Source organism: Gottfriedia acidiceleris (assembly GCF_036421055.1).
Lineage (GTDB): Bacteria > Bacillota > Bacilli > Bacillales > Bacillaceae_G > Gottfriedia > Gottfriedia acidiceleris_C.
The window spans coordinates 48,895-63,231 of the sequence record NZ_JAZGQS010000002.1 but is presented as its reverse complement, the minus strand read 5'-3'; the positions used below and the strand labels follow the sequence as shown (position 1 = coordinate 63,231).

Below are 14,337 nucleotides of genomic sequence, written 5' to 3'. Positions count from 1 at the left end.
AAAAATAATACATTTTTATATTAACACAAAACATATAGTGCAGAAAATGAAAACGCTTAATTTCGTTTAATAAATATTAATTCAGAATCTTTTTTATTATAAATTATGCTTTAAAAATGGAATTGTCCCACGAATTCTCATGATAATGGAATATGTCTGTATTTATTAATGACGTCCAAGCCACCGGTGACTTCAAATATATCACCTGTTATAAAATCAGACTCTTCTTTACACAAAAATTGCACCATTCTTGCTATATCTTCTCCAGTACCAGATCTTCCAACTGGTGCAAGACCTTTCCCATCCTTACTTGCTTCAGTTTGATTTGCTTCTTTCATCTCACCAAAAATATCCCCAGGACAAATCATATTAGATGTTATACCATTCTCTGCTTCCTCATAAGCTATTGTTTTAGTTAATGAAACTAGACCTACTTTAGCTGCACTGAATGCAGAACGATAAATCCATCCCGAAGCTGAATTGGCACCTTGAAATCCATAATTTATGATACGTCCATATTTCTGCTTTCTCATAATTGGAATAATTTGCTTTAAAAGATAAAACACACTGTGCAAATTTCCATACAACAAGTATTCCCACTCTTCATCAGTATAGTCAGCCAGTTTTTTACGGTTAAATAGATAAGGGCCAGCATTATTAATCAAGCAATCAACCCTACCGAATTTCTCCATCGTTCTTGAGACAATCTCCTTAATAAAATTTTTATCGCATATATCACCTTTTACAAAAAGAATTCGGTCCGAATAATCCTTCCATTCTTCTTTTCGCTCTTTGATCGCTTGTTCATCAGAAAAGTACGTAACAGTTACTGAATAACCATCGTTTAAAAATGCTTCAGTTACTTTCTTCCCTAACCCCTTCGATCCTGCCGTAATGACAGCATGCCTCATAAAACTCTTCCTTTCGAGTCTAAATAATTTTATATATTTGTGAAAATTATCTAGATAAATCAATCAATTGTATGTATTCGTTAAACCTATTCTCATTCAACTTTTTTATTGGTTATTTAAGCATAAAGTCAATCCATAAAAAAATATGTCATTCACTTATACATATATCTTTAATTTAGTAAGATTATTTTATTAAAAGATAACTATATTTTCTATTATTATGAATTATTTTCCTTTTATTTTAATAATTTTTATTTTTAGATTTTAGGCTATTTACAAACAATTTTTATTTCACATAATCAAAAATTTTAAAAATCAATATGTTTCACATATTTTTTCAATGTATAATATAGTCATGAGGGGGAGTAAAAAATGTTACAAGATTATTTTTCATACGATGAACGATTAGGTATTTTTCTACCAAGCCTGAAGCTGGATTGGGAAGATTACTCTCACGATCAACAACTAAAGATTATTACTGAATGGGAATATATCCGTGGTGAAATACCTGATCAAATTAAACGTTTAGAGTTTTCGATTAATCATAAACAAGAGCAATTAAATCATGAATCTGATTTTGCTTTGAGCTGTAAATTAAATTCTGAAATTGCAGAATTAGCATCAATTATTAATGATCTATGGATTTGGTTTAGAAGTAACCAACAAATGTCCAATGATACAAAAATACATGGTTAAAAAGCTAACAATAAATTTGTTAGCTTTTTCATTTTGTTTGTACCCGTTTATTCATTTTCGCGTTTTTGAATTTGTAAAAGTGTGTCTCCGATTGTTTTCAATTCCTCTTTTAGTCGGATTGTTTCATTTGCAACTTTTTCGGAAGATGCTTCTTTAATTTGCTTATTTAATTGGTCAATCACTTTTCGTAACTTTCCGACGGATTGTTCTAGTTGAAAACTTGATGTAGGCTTCATACTTGTCTCCTTAAATATAGTTTTCTTTTAGCATACCATATACTGGTTTACAACCAAACGGGTATTCGTTGAGCTAAGAGTAAATTGTCCGTTGGAGGTTCAATTATTTCGGTTTTCACTCATTTTACACTCTAAAAAAGCTAACAGATAATATGTTAGCTTCTTAAAAATGATTTAATCTGTTGGATCCTGGTTTACCCGTTCCGATAATATACGATATTGATAAAATTTCTGTGTATAGTCTAATATGTTTTTTGTAAAAGATTCATTCCATTTTGCCCCAACAGTAACACCTAATAAAGGAATACCACCTAAAACCTTATTCCGCAATGAATGGATCATTAATAACTTGCACATTTGTAATATGACTGTGTAATACACCCCTTCTTCATTAAATTCATTTTCCCAAGTTGCAAATACGTCAGAATCCTCATGCTTTAAAATATCGTTCATTAATTTACTCCAAACAACATATTTTTCGGTTGATGGGAGGATTGCACCTTGTAGTACTTTCAAGCTACATTCCATTTCTTTTGGAATACTCACATCATATCCATAACAGAGGGCTATTTCTTGTACCGTTTTAAGATTAATAAATAATAAAGCCGGTAAATCACCAAAAAAAGCGAGTTTTGAACTAGTTCCACTTATTCCACCTTGAACACTTGAAACGATTAATGCTTTCGATATTTCTTGCTCAGCTAAGAAATTCAATTGTCTTAATGGTAGCTTTCTTAAATCACTTATTGTCTTAACATCACTTCTTAAAATTTGTGCTCGTTTAAGTATATCTAATTTCTTTTCTTGAAACTGTTTTGTTGTTTGTATTAAAGATTGAGTGTGGAAAAATGCAGTTGAAAAAAATTCATTAAAAGTATTTGAATAGCTCTGAGGTATTTTTTGAAGGAGAAAGTTAGAAGCATTTTGATAGATTAGTTCAAATTTATTTAAACTTTGCTTTTGTTGTTTCATTTCAACCAAATCGTTCAGTTCAAGCCATAAATTATACTCTTTTAATTGATCCATACTATCACCCCGAATATAAAAAAACGTAGAGCCAAAAAGTGATCTCAATTTAAGAATATGAGGTCATCTATTTTTGTATGCTCTACGTTTATGTTTAATCAACAGATTATTTCATTCCAACTCGTACTACATCTCTTGCGATTACTACTTCTTCATTAGTTGGAATTACGATTACTTTAACTGGAGAGTGATCAAAGCTAATGAACGCTTCTTTTCCTCTAAAGTTATTTTTACTTGGGTCAAAATAAACACCCATAAATTCAAGACCTTCTAAAACAGCTTGACGAATTTCTGGTCCATTTTCACCAATACCAGCAGTGAAAATAATCGCATCTACGCCTTTCATACGCGCAGCGTAAGATCCTAAATATTTGTGGATACGGTTTATGAATACACTTTGAGCAATCTTCGCACGCTTATTACCCTCTTCAGCCGCACTCTCAATATCACGTAAGTCACTTGAGAATCCAGAGATTCCAAGCATACCGCTCTCTTTATTTAAAACATCAAGTACTTCCTCAGCTGTTTTACCTGTTTTTTCCATAATAAATGGTATTAAAGCTGGGTCTAAGTTACCTGAACGAGTTCCCATTGTTACACCTGCAAGTGGAGTGAATCCCATTGAAGTATCAATTGATTTTCCACCATCAACTGCAGCAATACTTGCACCATTTCCTAAGTGACATGAAATAAGTCTTAACTCTTCTAGTGGCTTACCAATTAATTCAGCAGCTCTTTCTGTTACATACTTATGTGATGTACCGTGGAATCCATATTTACGAATACCAAATTGTTTATAGTATTCATACGGTAAGCTATATAAGTAAGACTCTTCAGGCATTGTTTGATGAAATGCAGTATCGAATACAGCTACTGCAGGAACATTAGGTAATAATTCTTTAAATGCACGAATACCAACTAGGTTAGCTGGGTTATGAAGTGGTGCTAAATCAGAAAGTTGATCAATTTGTTTTTCAACATCTTCAGTGATTAGAGCAGAATCTGTAAATAGTTCTCCACCGTGAACGACACGATGTCCAACTCCATGAATTTCATCGAATGAAGAAATAATTCCTAAACCTGTTAGCTTTTCAAGAAGCATTTTTACTGCTACAGAGTGATCCGCAATATCAGTTACTTCTTTAACTTTTTCCCCGTTTACTGAAATGACAAAAACGCTGTCCTTTAAACCGATACGTTCTACTAAACCAATTGTAAGTACTTTTTCGCTAGGCATTTCAATTAATTGAAATTTTAATGATGATGAACCTGCATTAATAGCAAGAATATTTGCCATGTTTTTACATCTCCTTTAAACATGAAACTGTTATATTTTTTTAGCTGAAATTATTATAACACAAATTAGTTTACGTGTTTAAAAGTTCAATTATTGTAAATTTTCTTTAAACCATTGATTCATTTGAAGCATAATATCTTCAACTGCTTTCATATTCGATAACTTAGGGAAATCAACTAATAAAGCCTGTTTTGGCTTCTTCATATTTTCTGCATTTTTGCGGATTATTAATATACTTTTTTGATGTCTTTCGTCCTTAAAGGCAGATACTGGCAACTGTATCAATCCTTGAATAACACCTGTTTCATTAATATACCTTTGTAATTGCGCAGATTGCTCTGAAGTAAATAGGTGATTTGGAACTAACGAGATGAAAAATCCTCCAGATTTTAAGTGGTTCATGCTTTGCTCAATAAATAAATGATGAGCATATGACATGCCTTCTTTTGCTTTTAATGTATAATCTTTTGCACGTTCAGCATTTGGATAAAAACCAATTGGCAGATCACAAACAACAAGATCAACCGGATCTACATATAAAGGTGCTAAACTGTCTTGATTAAATAGTTCTATTTCATGACCAAGTAGGTTACCAATAACAAATGCGATTCTAACAAGAACATCGTCTACATCGATTCCGACAGATTCAGTAAATTTATCTTTTGAAGAATTTAAAATTGTTAATAAAAGATTTCCAGTACCAACTGCCGGATCTAAAATAGTTAAATTTTGTTTTCCCTCAGTAAGTTTTCCAACTAAATAAGTAATAATAAAAGCAATACCATCTGGCGTCATTTCATGATTAGTTTGTACCCCTTGCTTCATTCCTTTTAATATTGCTAATTGAAATGCTCTACGGATACTCTCATTATCTTTTGAAGCCGATGTAAATTGATGAATTGTATTCATAAGCTGATCTTTTTGTAAACCATGCATTTCTTCTTGTAAAACTTCACCTTCAAAGAAATTTTCACCAGTTTCAATTAATGCTTCTAAATAAGAAATTTCCAAATTATCTTTTAAACATTCTGTCGATTCATCTATGTAATTAAATAAAAATTCCACTGAATTTTCTTTTACCATTTTTCATTCCTCACTTTCATAATAGAACAGTCATTGTGTTTCATTATACGTATGCCTCTTAAACGTGTCCACTTTAATAAATTCTTCTATTAGAAAGTATTTGGTTTTTTTAATCAATTTTAATCCAGTACTGTTAATTTTAATTTTAATTGATGAATGTTTATTTTAATTTAATACATTTTGAACTTTTTATGTAGTTTTTAAATTATCAGTACATATAAAAAAAAGACCTCCTTAAGTGAGGTCTTTATGCTGTTGAAAAACTACCTTGTCAAAATCATCAAATTTTCGTAAAAGGCGTAGAATGATGTTGATTTCCATTACAGGATGCTCGATTTCTAAGGGGCGAGATTCTTTCGCCTCCTCGGCAAGCCTGCGGGGTCTATAGCCTTTCCGCTAATCTCATCGGAGTCGAGCTCTATCCGCTCCAATCAACTTATTCATCAATAAAGTCTCTACAATATAACCTAATCAAATACCCTTTACTCTAATGAAACTAACACTTTTTCATTTATCAGTTTGTAGGAATTATGAGCCTTTTATAGATAAGTAATACTCACTTGACTATGTTTTATTTCAACAAGCTAAAGATCTCATTAATTGAGTTCCTAATTTTGTCTCTTAAAGATATGTATAACGATAGATTTATTTTGTGTGCTTCAGTTTAACTAATTTTTACTTTCTTCTTTTCTAAAGGTTTTTTAAATCGAGTTATATAGTTAAAGGAATTCGTTCCATGTACTAGGCGATATATGCTTGTGATAACAGAGAGTAATGTAAATGGTTTATATGCTAAGTACTTTGACTCCCATTTATTCGCAAATTTGCTTTTAAAAGTTAATAATCCTTTGAAGTTATATATTGAGCTACCATATTTAAAAATCATTTTTGCAGATTTTTCGATGATTGATGATTTTGGATCAATGCCAACATTTGCTAAAGGAGCCATTCCAAGGCTACAGCTTTTAAATCCATTTTCTTTTGCCCAAAACATAATCGAAACAAAAAGCATATCCATCGTTCCATAAGGTAATTCCTTTAAATATCTCATTAAATCAATTGTTATATTGTCACCTTGTATCGGTAATGTTGCAAAGGCAATAACTTGACCATTTTTATCCCTTAAGATTCCTATCGGAAAATTTGAAACATAATCAAAATGAAATGAACCAACTGAAAAGGAAAGCTCTTCTCTTCCGTTTAACCATACATCCGAAACTCCTTTTAGCTCTTGAAGTAAACCGATAGAATGTCCAGGCATAGCCACTTCAAATTGATATCCTTGTCGAATGAATTTGTTCCTCTTTGTTCTTAGTTTTGCTCCTTTTTTACCTACAATTTCGAAATTCTCTAGTTCAACTATCGCTTCTTCACCTAATTTTAACAATCGATAGCCAGCTTTTTCATACAACATTTTTGAGTTTTCGTTTATTTGATAAAAGCACGGAATACATTTTATAGTCCTTGAATACTTTTCAAACTCCTTTATTTTTTCAAAAGAAACCTCACCAATTGGATTGCATAGAACAACTAATTTATTACCTTGTTTACGGTAAACAAATGCAGATTTTTGATCTTCTGAAAGATATACTTTTTTATCCCCAAGTAATCCTAAATGTGTTAATGAAGTTCCACCATATGTTTGAATTAGTTGTTGAATAATCTCAATTGTAGTTTTATGATTTGATTCTTTTAAAATTTGTTTCATAATACCCCCAAAACAAAGAGTCAATTTTCTTTACAATTTCTATTTTACAAAAAATAATTCCTTGTGGATATCCGTACATTATATTTTTTTAATCATGTATTATTTGGTAATATGTGACCCCTCCTGTATAATTCAATTTATTAAATATATTGGATGTGAGAACAAATGAATAAGAAGATTGGTTTTATTGGTTGCGGTAAAATGGCCCAAGCTATGATTGGTGGGTTAATTGATTCGAATGTAATTGAAAATCATCAAATTTATGTAAGTGCAAGGTCTAATGAAACACTTGTAAAAGTGAAAGATTTATATAATGTTCATACATTAAATAGTAATATGGATTTAGCAAGTCAGGTTGATTATTTGTTTTTAGCAGTTAAACCTGATTTATATCCAACTATTATTGAAGAAATTAAAGAAGTTGTTTCAAATAACACTGTAATCATTACGATTGCCGCTGGAATTACTTTAGAAGGTGTTGAGAAATCATTCGGTAAAGAGGTTAAAATCGTTAGAACGATGCCAAATACTCCTTCGTTAGTAAGAGAAGGCATGAGTGCACTTTGTCATAATCAAGTTGTGACCAATGAAGAATTAAGTGAAGTTATTGAAATTTTTAATAGCTTCGGAAAATGTGAATTAGTAAATGAAAAATTTATGGATGCGATTCCTGCCGTTAGTGGTTCTTCACCAGCTTATGTTTACTTAATGATCGAAGCTTTAGCAGATGGAGCTGTATTACAAGGTATAAAGCGCGACCAAGCATATAAGTTAGCTGCCCAAGCAGTTTTAGGTGCAGCAAAGATGGTACTTGAAACTGAATTACATCCTGGAGAATTAAAGGACCAAGTTTGCACACCAGGTGGGGCAACTATCGAAGCGATTGCAGAATTAGAAAAACAGGGCTTCCGCTCATCTATTATTTCGGCTATGGAACGTTGTACCGAGAAATCAGTATCTTTAGGTAAATAATCTTGGCAATAGTCTGATAATATACATTAAAAAGCATTCATATTTATGAATGCCTTTTTAATGCAAAAAAACTGCCGAGATCTCCTCGACAGCTTTTTACCTCTTAATAGAGTGATTGTTATTATTTTGCAGCTTTTACAGCTTCGATTGCTGCTTCATAGTTTGGATGAGTTGTACCTTCAGCTACGTACTCAACGTAAGTAACAACATCATTTGAATCTACTACGAATACTGCACGAGCTAATAAACGTAATTCTTGCATTAATACACCAAATGCTTCACCAAATGATGCATCACGGTGATCAGAGTAAGTATGTACATTTTCTAAACCACTTGCAGCACACCATCTTTTTTGTGCGAATGGTAAATCCATTGAAATTGTTAAAACTTCAACGTTTTCTACGTTTGATAATTCTTCATTAAAACGACGAGTTTGTGCATCACAAATTCCAGTATCTACAGAAGGTACTGCGCTAATTAAGCGTACTTTACCAGCTGAAGCCTCTAAAGTTACAGGGCTTAAATCATTTGCTAATACAGTAAAGCTTGGAGCTTTTTCTCCTACTTTTACTTCTTGTCCAATAAGAGTTACTGGATTGTTTTTAAATGTTACAGATGCCATGATATTTCCTCCCAAAATACAAAATGTTCACAACATTTATCTTACTGGAAGGAAACCTTGAATGCAATTAACTTTACTTAAATTTTAAATTTAATCTAAATCTGTATCAAAAATTGCTTCATCATCAACAGAATTATCTTTTTTCTTCATATATTTCTTTGCTTTTTCAAGCGCTTGTGGCGCTATATCCATCAGCTTTTCAATTAAATGTGTATTTTGATCTAAGTGAAGTAATTTTACTCCATCTTTACCAACAATTAAAAATGCAATTGGAGTAATTGATGCACCTCCACCTGTACCTCCTCCAAATGGATGTGGACTTCTTACTTCTGCTTCTTTAACACCATCTACTAAATGGTAATTTCGAAATTCACTTCCTCCAGCTGCAAAGCCAACCCCTACTTTTGATACGGTTAAGATTAAGCTTCCATCTGGTGTTGAAATTGGATCACCAATAATTGTATTTACATTAATCATTGCTGATAAATTTTCCATTGCCGCGTGCATTAAGTCTCCAATAGGATGTTGACTCATTATTAATCACCTCTAATTAGTTTCGATTGGATGTGTTGCTTTAAATTCTTTTCTAGTTTTTAAATATGCTTTAAGTAATAATAATCCCGTAAAGACTGCCTTTCTTACTGAAAATGAAAACCGTATCTTACCTGTAGTTTCCATTACGGACGTATAATAGTTGGGAGTGATATCTATAGTTGGCGGATGATGTAATATCGTAAATTTCTTTAATAAGTTTTCAAAAATTCCGATCGCACTATATGCTGTTCCAATAGATATCCCTGTTAAAGCAGAATTTCCGACACCGAAATGAATATGATAAGTAAAATTGTAAATTTGTACAGTGTTTAAAAATTTTGTAATGATAGTATGTCCATTGGAGTATAAATTTATGAAAAAATCAATTTGTTGAAAGACAGACAAATCCCTTTTTTTCTCTAAATCTGATACATCCTCCTTTACCTCTTTTGGTCTCTTTAAAGGAATCGTAAAGGCAAAATGCAATAGGTTGTTCAAGATAGACAGTTTAATATTCATAAATCGCTCTTCATTTGTATAAACGGATAAAATATTGACCTTCATATTTATAAAAAGTACGAAAATGATTAACAGTAAAAAAACGATTGCAATAAAAATTAGAATAGAGTATATGTAAAGCAAAAAACCACCCTTTTTTGTATCAGTATGGGCAAACCAACTTCTGGATAAACAAAAAAGAATGGTAAAATTACATACCATTCTTTTTCAGTAGAAAAATATAAGATTTTGAACTTCGTTGATAAATTCTAGTTGTTTTTTGATAACAAATACCTTCTAGGATACACTCGCTTGTCCTTTCAATAACTTACCCATGTCTTTTATAGACAATATTTCCTCGGCAAATAGTTTCACTACATTTCACGTACAGTAAATCATCTTTTTCTAACTTAAATGGATTTTCATCAAATAAAACAAAGTCAGCAGAATATCCTTCTTTTAGGAGACCTCTTTTGTCTTCTTGACGAAACGAAGCTGCACTATCAATTGTATAAAGTTTAATTGCTTCAAATAGGCTAATTGCTTCCTCGATATTATATGCTACCCCGTCTTTTGCTTTTCGAGTAACCGCTGTATAGATACCTTGCCAAGGATTAATTGTATCAATCGGTGTGTCTGAACCATTTGCTATAGCGATTGATTCTTTTAACAGTGTTTTAATTAAAAATGCATATTCATTTCGATTTTGACCAATACGTTCTACTAGCCATGGGTAATCAGCATATATAAATGATGTTTGCACATCTACAACAATATTTAATTCTTTCATTTCCTCAATTAATCTTGGGGATAATAGTGCACAATGTATAAATCGATCAGGTAGCCGAGTTTGATTAGGATATTTTTTAACTACATCAATGGCTTGCTTAACAGCTAGATCTCCAATCATATGAAATGCTATTGGTAACTCATTTTCACGCGCTTTTTTTGTAATTACTTCTAATTTTTTTGGAGAAGTCACTTGTAATCCTGTTATGCTTTGATCGTCGTCATAAGGTTTTTCTAAAAGAGCAGTGCGACCACCAAATGAGCCATCAATAAATGCTTTTACGCCTCCAAATGATACATTGTTGTTCCCTTTATGTAATCTTCCTTTGACTTCATCTAAAGTTGTATGATGAATTAAAACATGAGTATGAAATGGAACTTCATTTAACAATCTCTCATATAAATCGATCACTAAATTTGCATTTCCATAATAGGATAAATCCTCTGTTACCGCACCAACAATACCATATTGATAACAATCTTTAATGGCGGAAATGATCGCTTTTGACAAATACTGGTCGTCAGGTGCCGGCATTGCTTTAATGATTAAATTAACAGCTTCATCATACAATAATCCATTTAAACGACCATCTTCAGAGCAGCCAACTTGACCTCCTTCGATTTGCATATGTTCATTTATTGCAGCATGACTAAGTGCAAGAGAATTTACAAAATAGACATGCCTACAAGTTCTTTTTAATACAATTGGATTTGTACTTGATAAACTATTTAAATCGTCAATGCAGAATACTGTTTTTGATTCCCATTCGTTTTCATTCCAACCTTCTCCAACAATCCACTCATTCGGGTGCGCATCCTTTACAACTGTTTTCATTCGACTAATCATCTCGTCATATGATTGACATTTTGACAAATCGACACGATTCATCGCTTCTCCATGACCTATTAAATGTAAATGACTATCAATAAAACCTGGAAAACCAATTTTTCCGTTACAATTGATTTTCTCAAATTGTTCACCATCTAAAAAAGAAAGCAGGGCTGCATATGTTCCTGTTTTTAAAATTTGTTCATCTTCAGTAATGATTGAGTCTACCGTTTCCCCTTCCTTTTCCATTGTATAAAACAAACCATTATGCCAAAGCTTCTTCATTTCATACCACCATCCGTTCATTAAATAAAATCTACTATTTCCTGCATGATAAATTGTCCCAAAATCAAAAAAAGAGGGAATTTTCCCTCATTTTAACATAAGTATTTAATTTGATTCACGTAATTGTTCCATCGCACGTAATTCTACTCGGCGAATTTTACCAGAAGTAGTTTTTGGTAGTTCTTGGACAAATTCAATTTTACGTGGATATTTATATGGTGCCGTAATTTTTTTCACATGTTCTTGCAGTTCAGATACTAAGTCATCTTGATTGGAGGCATTTTCAGTCAAAACAACAAATGCTTTAACAACGTTGCCACGTAATGGATCTGGACTAGCAACAACTGCACATTCTTTTACAAGCTTATGCTGTACTAAAGCATCTTCTATTTCAAAAGGACCAATTGTATAGCCAGAACTAATAATTATGTCGTCACTACGTCCATCAAACCAATAGTAGCCATCTTCATCCTTCTTAGCTCGGTCACCCGTTAAATAATACTGACCTTTTCTTTGTGCTATTGTACGTTCCATATCATTATAATAATGTTTAAATAATGCTGGAGAGCTTAAATGTACTGCAATATGCCCCACTTCATTAACACCGATTGGATTTCCTTCATCATCAACGATTTCAACTAAGTTTCCTGGCGTTGGAATACCCATTGAACCTACTTTAGCTTTAATATCCTTCATCGTTCCGATTAATAATGTATTTTCAGTTTGTCCATACCCATCTCTTACATCAATATTGAAATGCTTTTTAAATGTTCGGATTACTTCTTGATTTAAAGGTTCTCCTGCTGATACAGCACTTCTTAATGTAGGTAATTGATATTGATCTAGATTTTCAACCTTTGCCATAAATCGATATTCGGTTGGCGTACTACAAAATACTGTTATATTTTGTTCCTTTAGCAATGTTAGGAATGTATTTGCATCAAATTTCCCTTCATAAAAGAACCCTGTTGCCCCACTGCCTAATGTCGCTAAAAATGGACTCCATATCCACTTTTGCCATCCTGGACCTGCAGTTGCCCATACAGTATCATCTTCTGTCACATCCAACCAATTCGAAGCAACTGTACGAATATGTGCATAACCCCAACTGTGAGTGTGTACGACACCTTTAGGATTACCAGTCGTTCCTGACGTATATGAAATAAATGCTAAATCATCACTTTTTGTTTCCACAGTTAATACATGTGCTCCACTAATTGCTTGGTCATTTAATGACGTCCACACGGATTGTTGATTATGAATGGTAAATAATTTATATTTTCCAGTTTTAGCAATATCGCTAAAGGTAGCTATATATTCATCATGCGATACAATTGCTTTTACTTCTCCATGTTCAAGACGGTACCTAATATCCTTAACCGTTAACATTTCTGATCCTGGAATTACAACACATCCAATTTTTAAAATAGCTAAATAAACAACATAAGTCTCAATACATCTTGGCATCATCACAAAAAGTTTGTCCCCTTTTTCAATGCCACTATTTTTAAATGTAAAAGCATATTGGTGAACTTTATTATAAAGTTCCTTATATGTTAATTGATGGGATACTCCATTTAGGTCAACCCACTTTAACGCCACTTTATCAGTTGAAGCAAATTTTTCAATTTCCCAAACGAGATTATATACTTTTGGAGCGATTAGACTTGTACTGTTCATCTTAGTTAGTCCCCCTTTTGATCATTACTAAAATTATATTTTGAATTTTGCAAAATAGAATAATAATGGTTTCGTTAATTGTATAGTCAATTCCTGCTATTTTCTGACTATTTTTCAGAAAATTTAAATAAAAATACACAAAAAAATAAACTATCCAGAAAAGATAGTTTATTTCATCAAAATAGCGCGCTCTATACAAATCGTCATTTGCCTTTCCTGTAAATTAATCACTTTCAACGGTAATACTGTATGTACAAGTAAAAGTTTCATTTGGATTTAGCATTTGAATACCAAGTCTATTTTTCATTTCTTTTACTGGGCCGATTTCATCTGCAATTCCATACCAAGGTTCAATACATAGAAATGGTGCTGTTTGTGTAGTCCATATTCCAACGTATGGAAACCCTTCAAAATGAACTTTGATTTTATTACTATGGTTTTTCGAACGAATTGTCAGCACGTTTTTATTAAGTTTTTCAAAAATTAATGCATCATTCTTAAACAGTTCTCGAGTTAATGGTAAGTTTTTTATATTTTGACCAATTAGCTCTCTTTTACCACTACGATATGATCCTTCTAATTTAATTGTTTCTAGTCTTTCTTCCTCTTCAAATTGTAAGTAATAATCCTCAAAAGTTTCATCTTCCTTAAGAGGTATATTAAACGCTGGATGAGCTCCTATTGAAAATGGCATTGATTTCTCATCATTATTCGTTACAACATATTTAATAAAAACAGTATTGTTCTTAATCATATAATTAATATTTAAAGAAAATTGAAATGGATATTTTAAAAGCGTTTGTTCACTACTGATTAACTCATAGTTGATATAGTTTTCTTTCATTTCAGTTAATTGAAAATCCATATCTCTTGCAAAACCATGTTGAGATAGCTCATAAACTTTATTATCCACTTTATATTGATTATCAATTAATTTCCCTACATTTGGAAATAAAACTGGCGCATGTCTCCCCCAATATGTTGGGTTAGCATTCCATAAATAATTTAAATTATCTTTTTTTGTATAGATACCCGTCAACTCTGCTCCCTGTGATTTGGTTGTAATTTTAATAAATTCATTTTCAATATATGACATGAACAGGTCTCTCCTTTAATTTATTCCCTCTATTATAGCAAAGTTATTCTTAAATATTAAATTAAGCGAAGAGAT

The 14,337-nt window shown here is 31.9% G+C and carries 14 protein-coding genes; 2 read left to right on the top strand and 12 right to left on the bottom strand.

The annotated features are described in order from the left end of the window. Positions 1-137: 137 nt before the first annotated feature. On the bottom strand, positions 138-911 hold the full coding sequence (locus RAH41_RS03000; protein WP_331220529.1) for an SDR family oxidoreductase: 774 nt from the start codon (positions 909-911) through the stop codon (positions 138-140). 372 nt (positions 912-1,283) lie between these two features. On the opposite strand from RAH41_RS03000, the gene RAH41_RS02995 reads away from it, so the two are divergent. Then, positions 1,284-1,607: a hypothetical protein gene (locus RAH41_RS02995; protein WP_331220527.1), complete on the top strand. Its 324-nt coding sequence runs from the start codon at positions 1,284-1,286 to the stop codon at positions 1,605-1,607. 47 nt (positions 1,608-1,654) lie between these two features. On the opposite strand, the gene RAH41_RS02990 is transcribed toward RAH41_RS02995, so the two are convergent. The 5 genes from RAH41_RS02990 to RAH41_RS02970 form a co-directional block, all read right to left on the bottom strand. Next, positions 1,655-1,843, bottom strand: coding sequence for a hypothetical protein (locus RAH41_RS02990; protein ID WP_056472195.1), 189 nt, complete (start codon positions 1,841-1,843; stop codon positions 1,655-1,657). A gap of 174 nt (positions 1,844-2,017) precedes the next feature. After that, positions 2,018-2,869 carry an EcsC family protein gene (locus tag RAH41_RS02985; RefSeq protein ID WP_331220525.1) on the bottom strand — a complete coding sequence of 284 codons (852 nt, stop codon included), beginning with the start codon at positions 2,867-2,869 and terminating at the stop codon, positions 2,018-2,020. Positions 2,870-2,975: 106 nt separating this feature from the next. Next, on the bottom strand, positions 2,976-4,166 hold the full coding sequence (locus RAH41_RS02980) for an acetate kinase (RefSeq protein ID WP_331220524.1): 1,191 nt from the start codon (positions 4,164-4,166) through the stop codon (positions 2,976-2,978). 90 nt (positions 4,167-4,256) lie between these two features. After that, positions 4,257-5,249, bottom strand: a complete 993-nt coding sequence (locus RAH41_RS02975) for a class I SAM-dependent methyltransferase (protein WP_331220523.1) — start codon at positions 5,247-5,249, stop codon at positions 4,257-4,259. A 664-nt stretch (positions 5,250-5,913) separates the two neighbouring features. Further along, entirely contained in the window at positions 5,914-6,957 is a 1,044-nt protein-coding gene (locus RAH41_RS02970) for a phosphatidylglycerol lysyltransferase domain-containing protein (protein WP_331220521.1), read from the bottom strand. A gap of 165 nt (positions 6,958-7,122) precedes the next feature. Here RAH41_RS02970 and proC point away from each other — a divergent pair, with 165 nt between their 5' ends. After that, a complete protein-coding gene (gene proC / locus RAH41_RS02965) occupies positions 7,123-7,929 on the top strand; it encodes a pyrroline-5-carboxylate reductase (RefSeq protein WP_331220519.1) in 807 nt (268 codons plus the stop codon). A gap of 121 nt (positions 7,930-8,050) precedes the next feature. Here the strand turns inward: proC and tpx are convergent, their stop codons facing one another. The 6 genes from tpx to RAH41_RS02935 all read right to left on the bottom strand — a co-directional run bounded on the left by tpx (position 8,051) and on the right by RAH41_RS02935 (position 14,262). Continuing rightward, positions 8,051-8,551, bottom strand: coding sequence for a thiol peroxidase (gene tpx / locus RAH41_RS02960; RefSeq protein ID WP_056472180.1), 501 nt, complete (start codon positions 8,549-8,551; stop codon positions 8,051-8,053). 90 nt (positions 8,552-8,641) lie between these two features. After that, the gene (ytfJ, locus tag RAH41_RS02955; RefSeq protein ID WP_331220517.1) at positions 8,642-9,085 is read right to left on the bottom strand and encodes a GerW family sporulation protein; all 444 of its coding nucleotides are present in this window, start codon (positions 9,083-9,085) and stop codon (positions 8,642-8,644) included. A gap of 12 nt (positions 9,086-9,097) precedes the next feature. Beyond that, positions 9,098-9,604 (bottom strand): DUF2953 domain-containing protein, encoded by a 507-nt coding sequence (locus RAH41_RS02950; protein WP_331220516.1) that lies wholly within the window; start codon positions 9,602-9,604, stop codon positions 9,098-9,100. 307 nt (positions 9,605-9,911) lie between these two features. Further along, complete coding sequence (locus tag RAH41_RS02945; protein ID WP_331220515.1) at positions 9,912-11,486, bottom strand: amidohydrolase; 1,575 nt, start codon at positions 11,484-11,486, stop codon at positions 9,912-9,914. A 105-nt stretch (positions 11,487-11,591) separates the two neighbouring features. After that, entirely contained in the window at positions 11,592-13,166 is a 1,575-nt protein-coding gene (gene mbcS, locus RAH41_RS02940; protein ID WP_331220514.1) for an acyl-CoA synthetase MbcS, read from the bottom strand. A gap of 223 nt (positions 13,167-13,389) precedes the next feature. Next, complete coding sequence (locus RAH41_RS02935; RefSeq protein ID WP_331220512.1) at positions 13,390-14,262, bottom strand: aldose 1-epimerase family protein; 873 nt, start codon at positions 14,260-14,262, stop codon at positions 13,390-13,392. Positions 14,263-14,337: the final 75 nt, after the last annotated feature.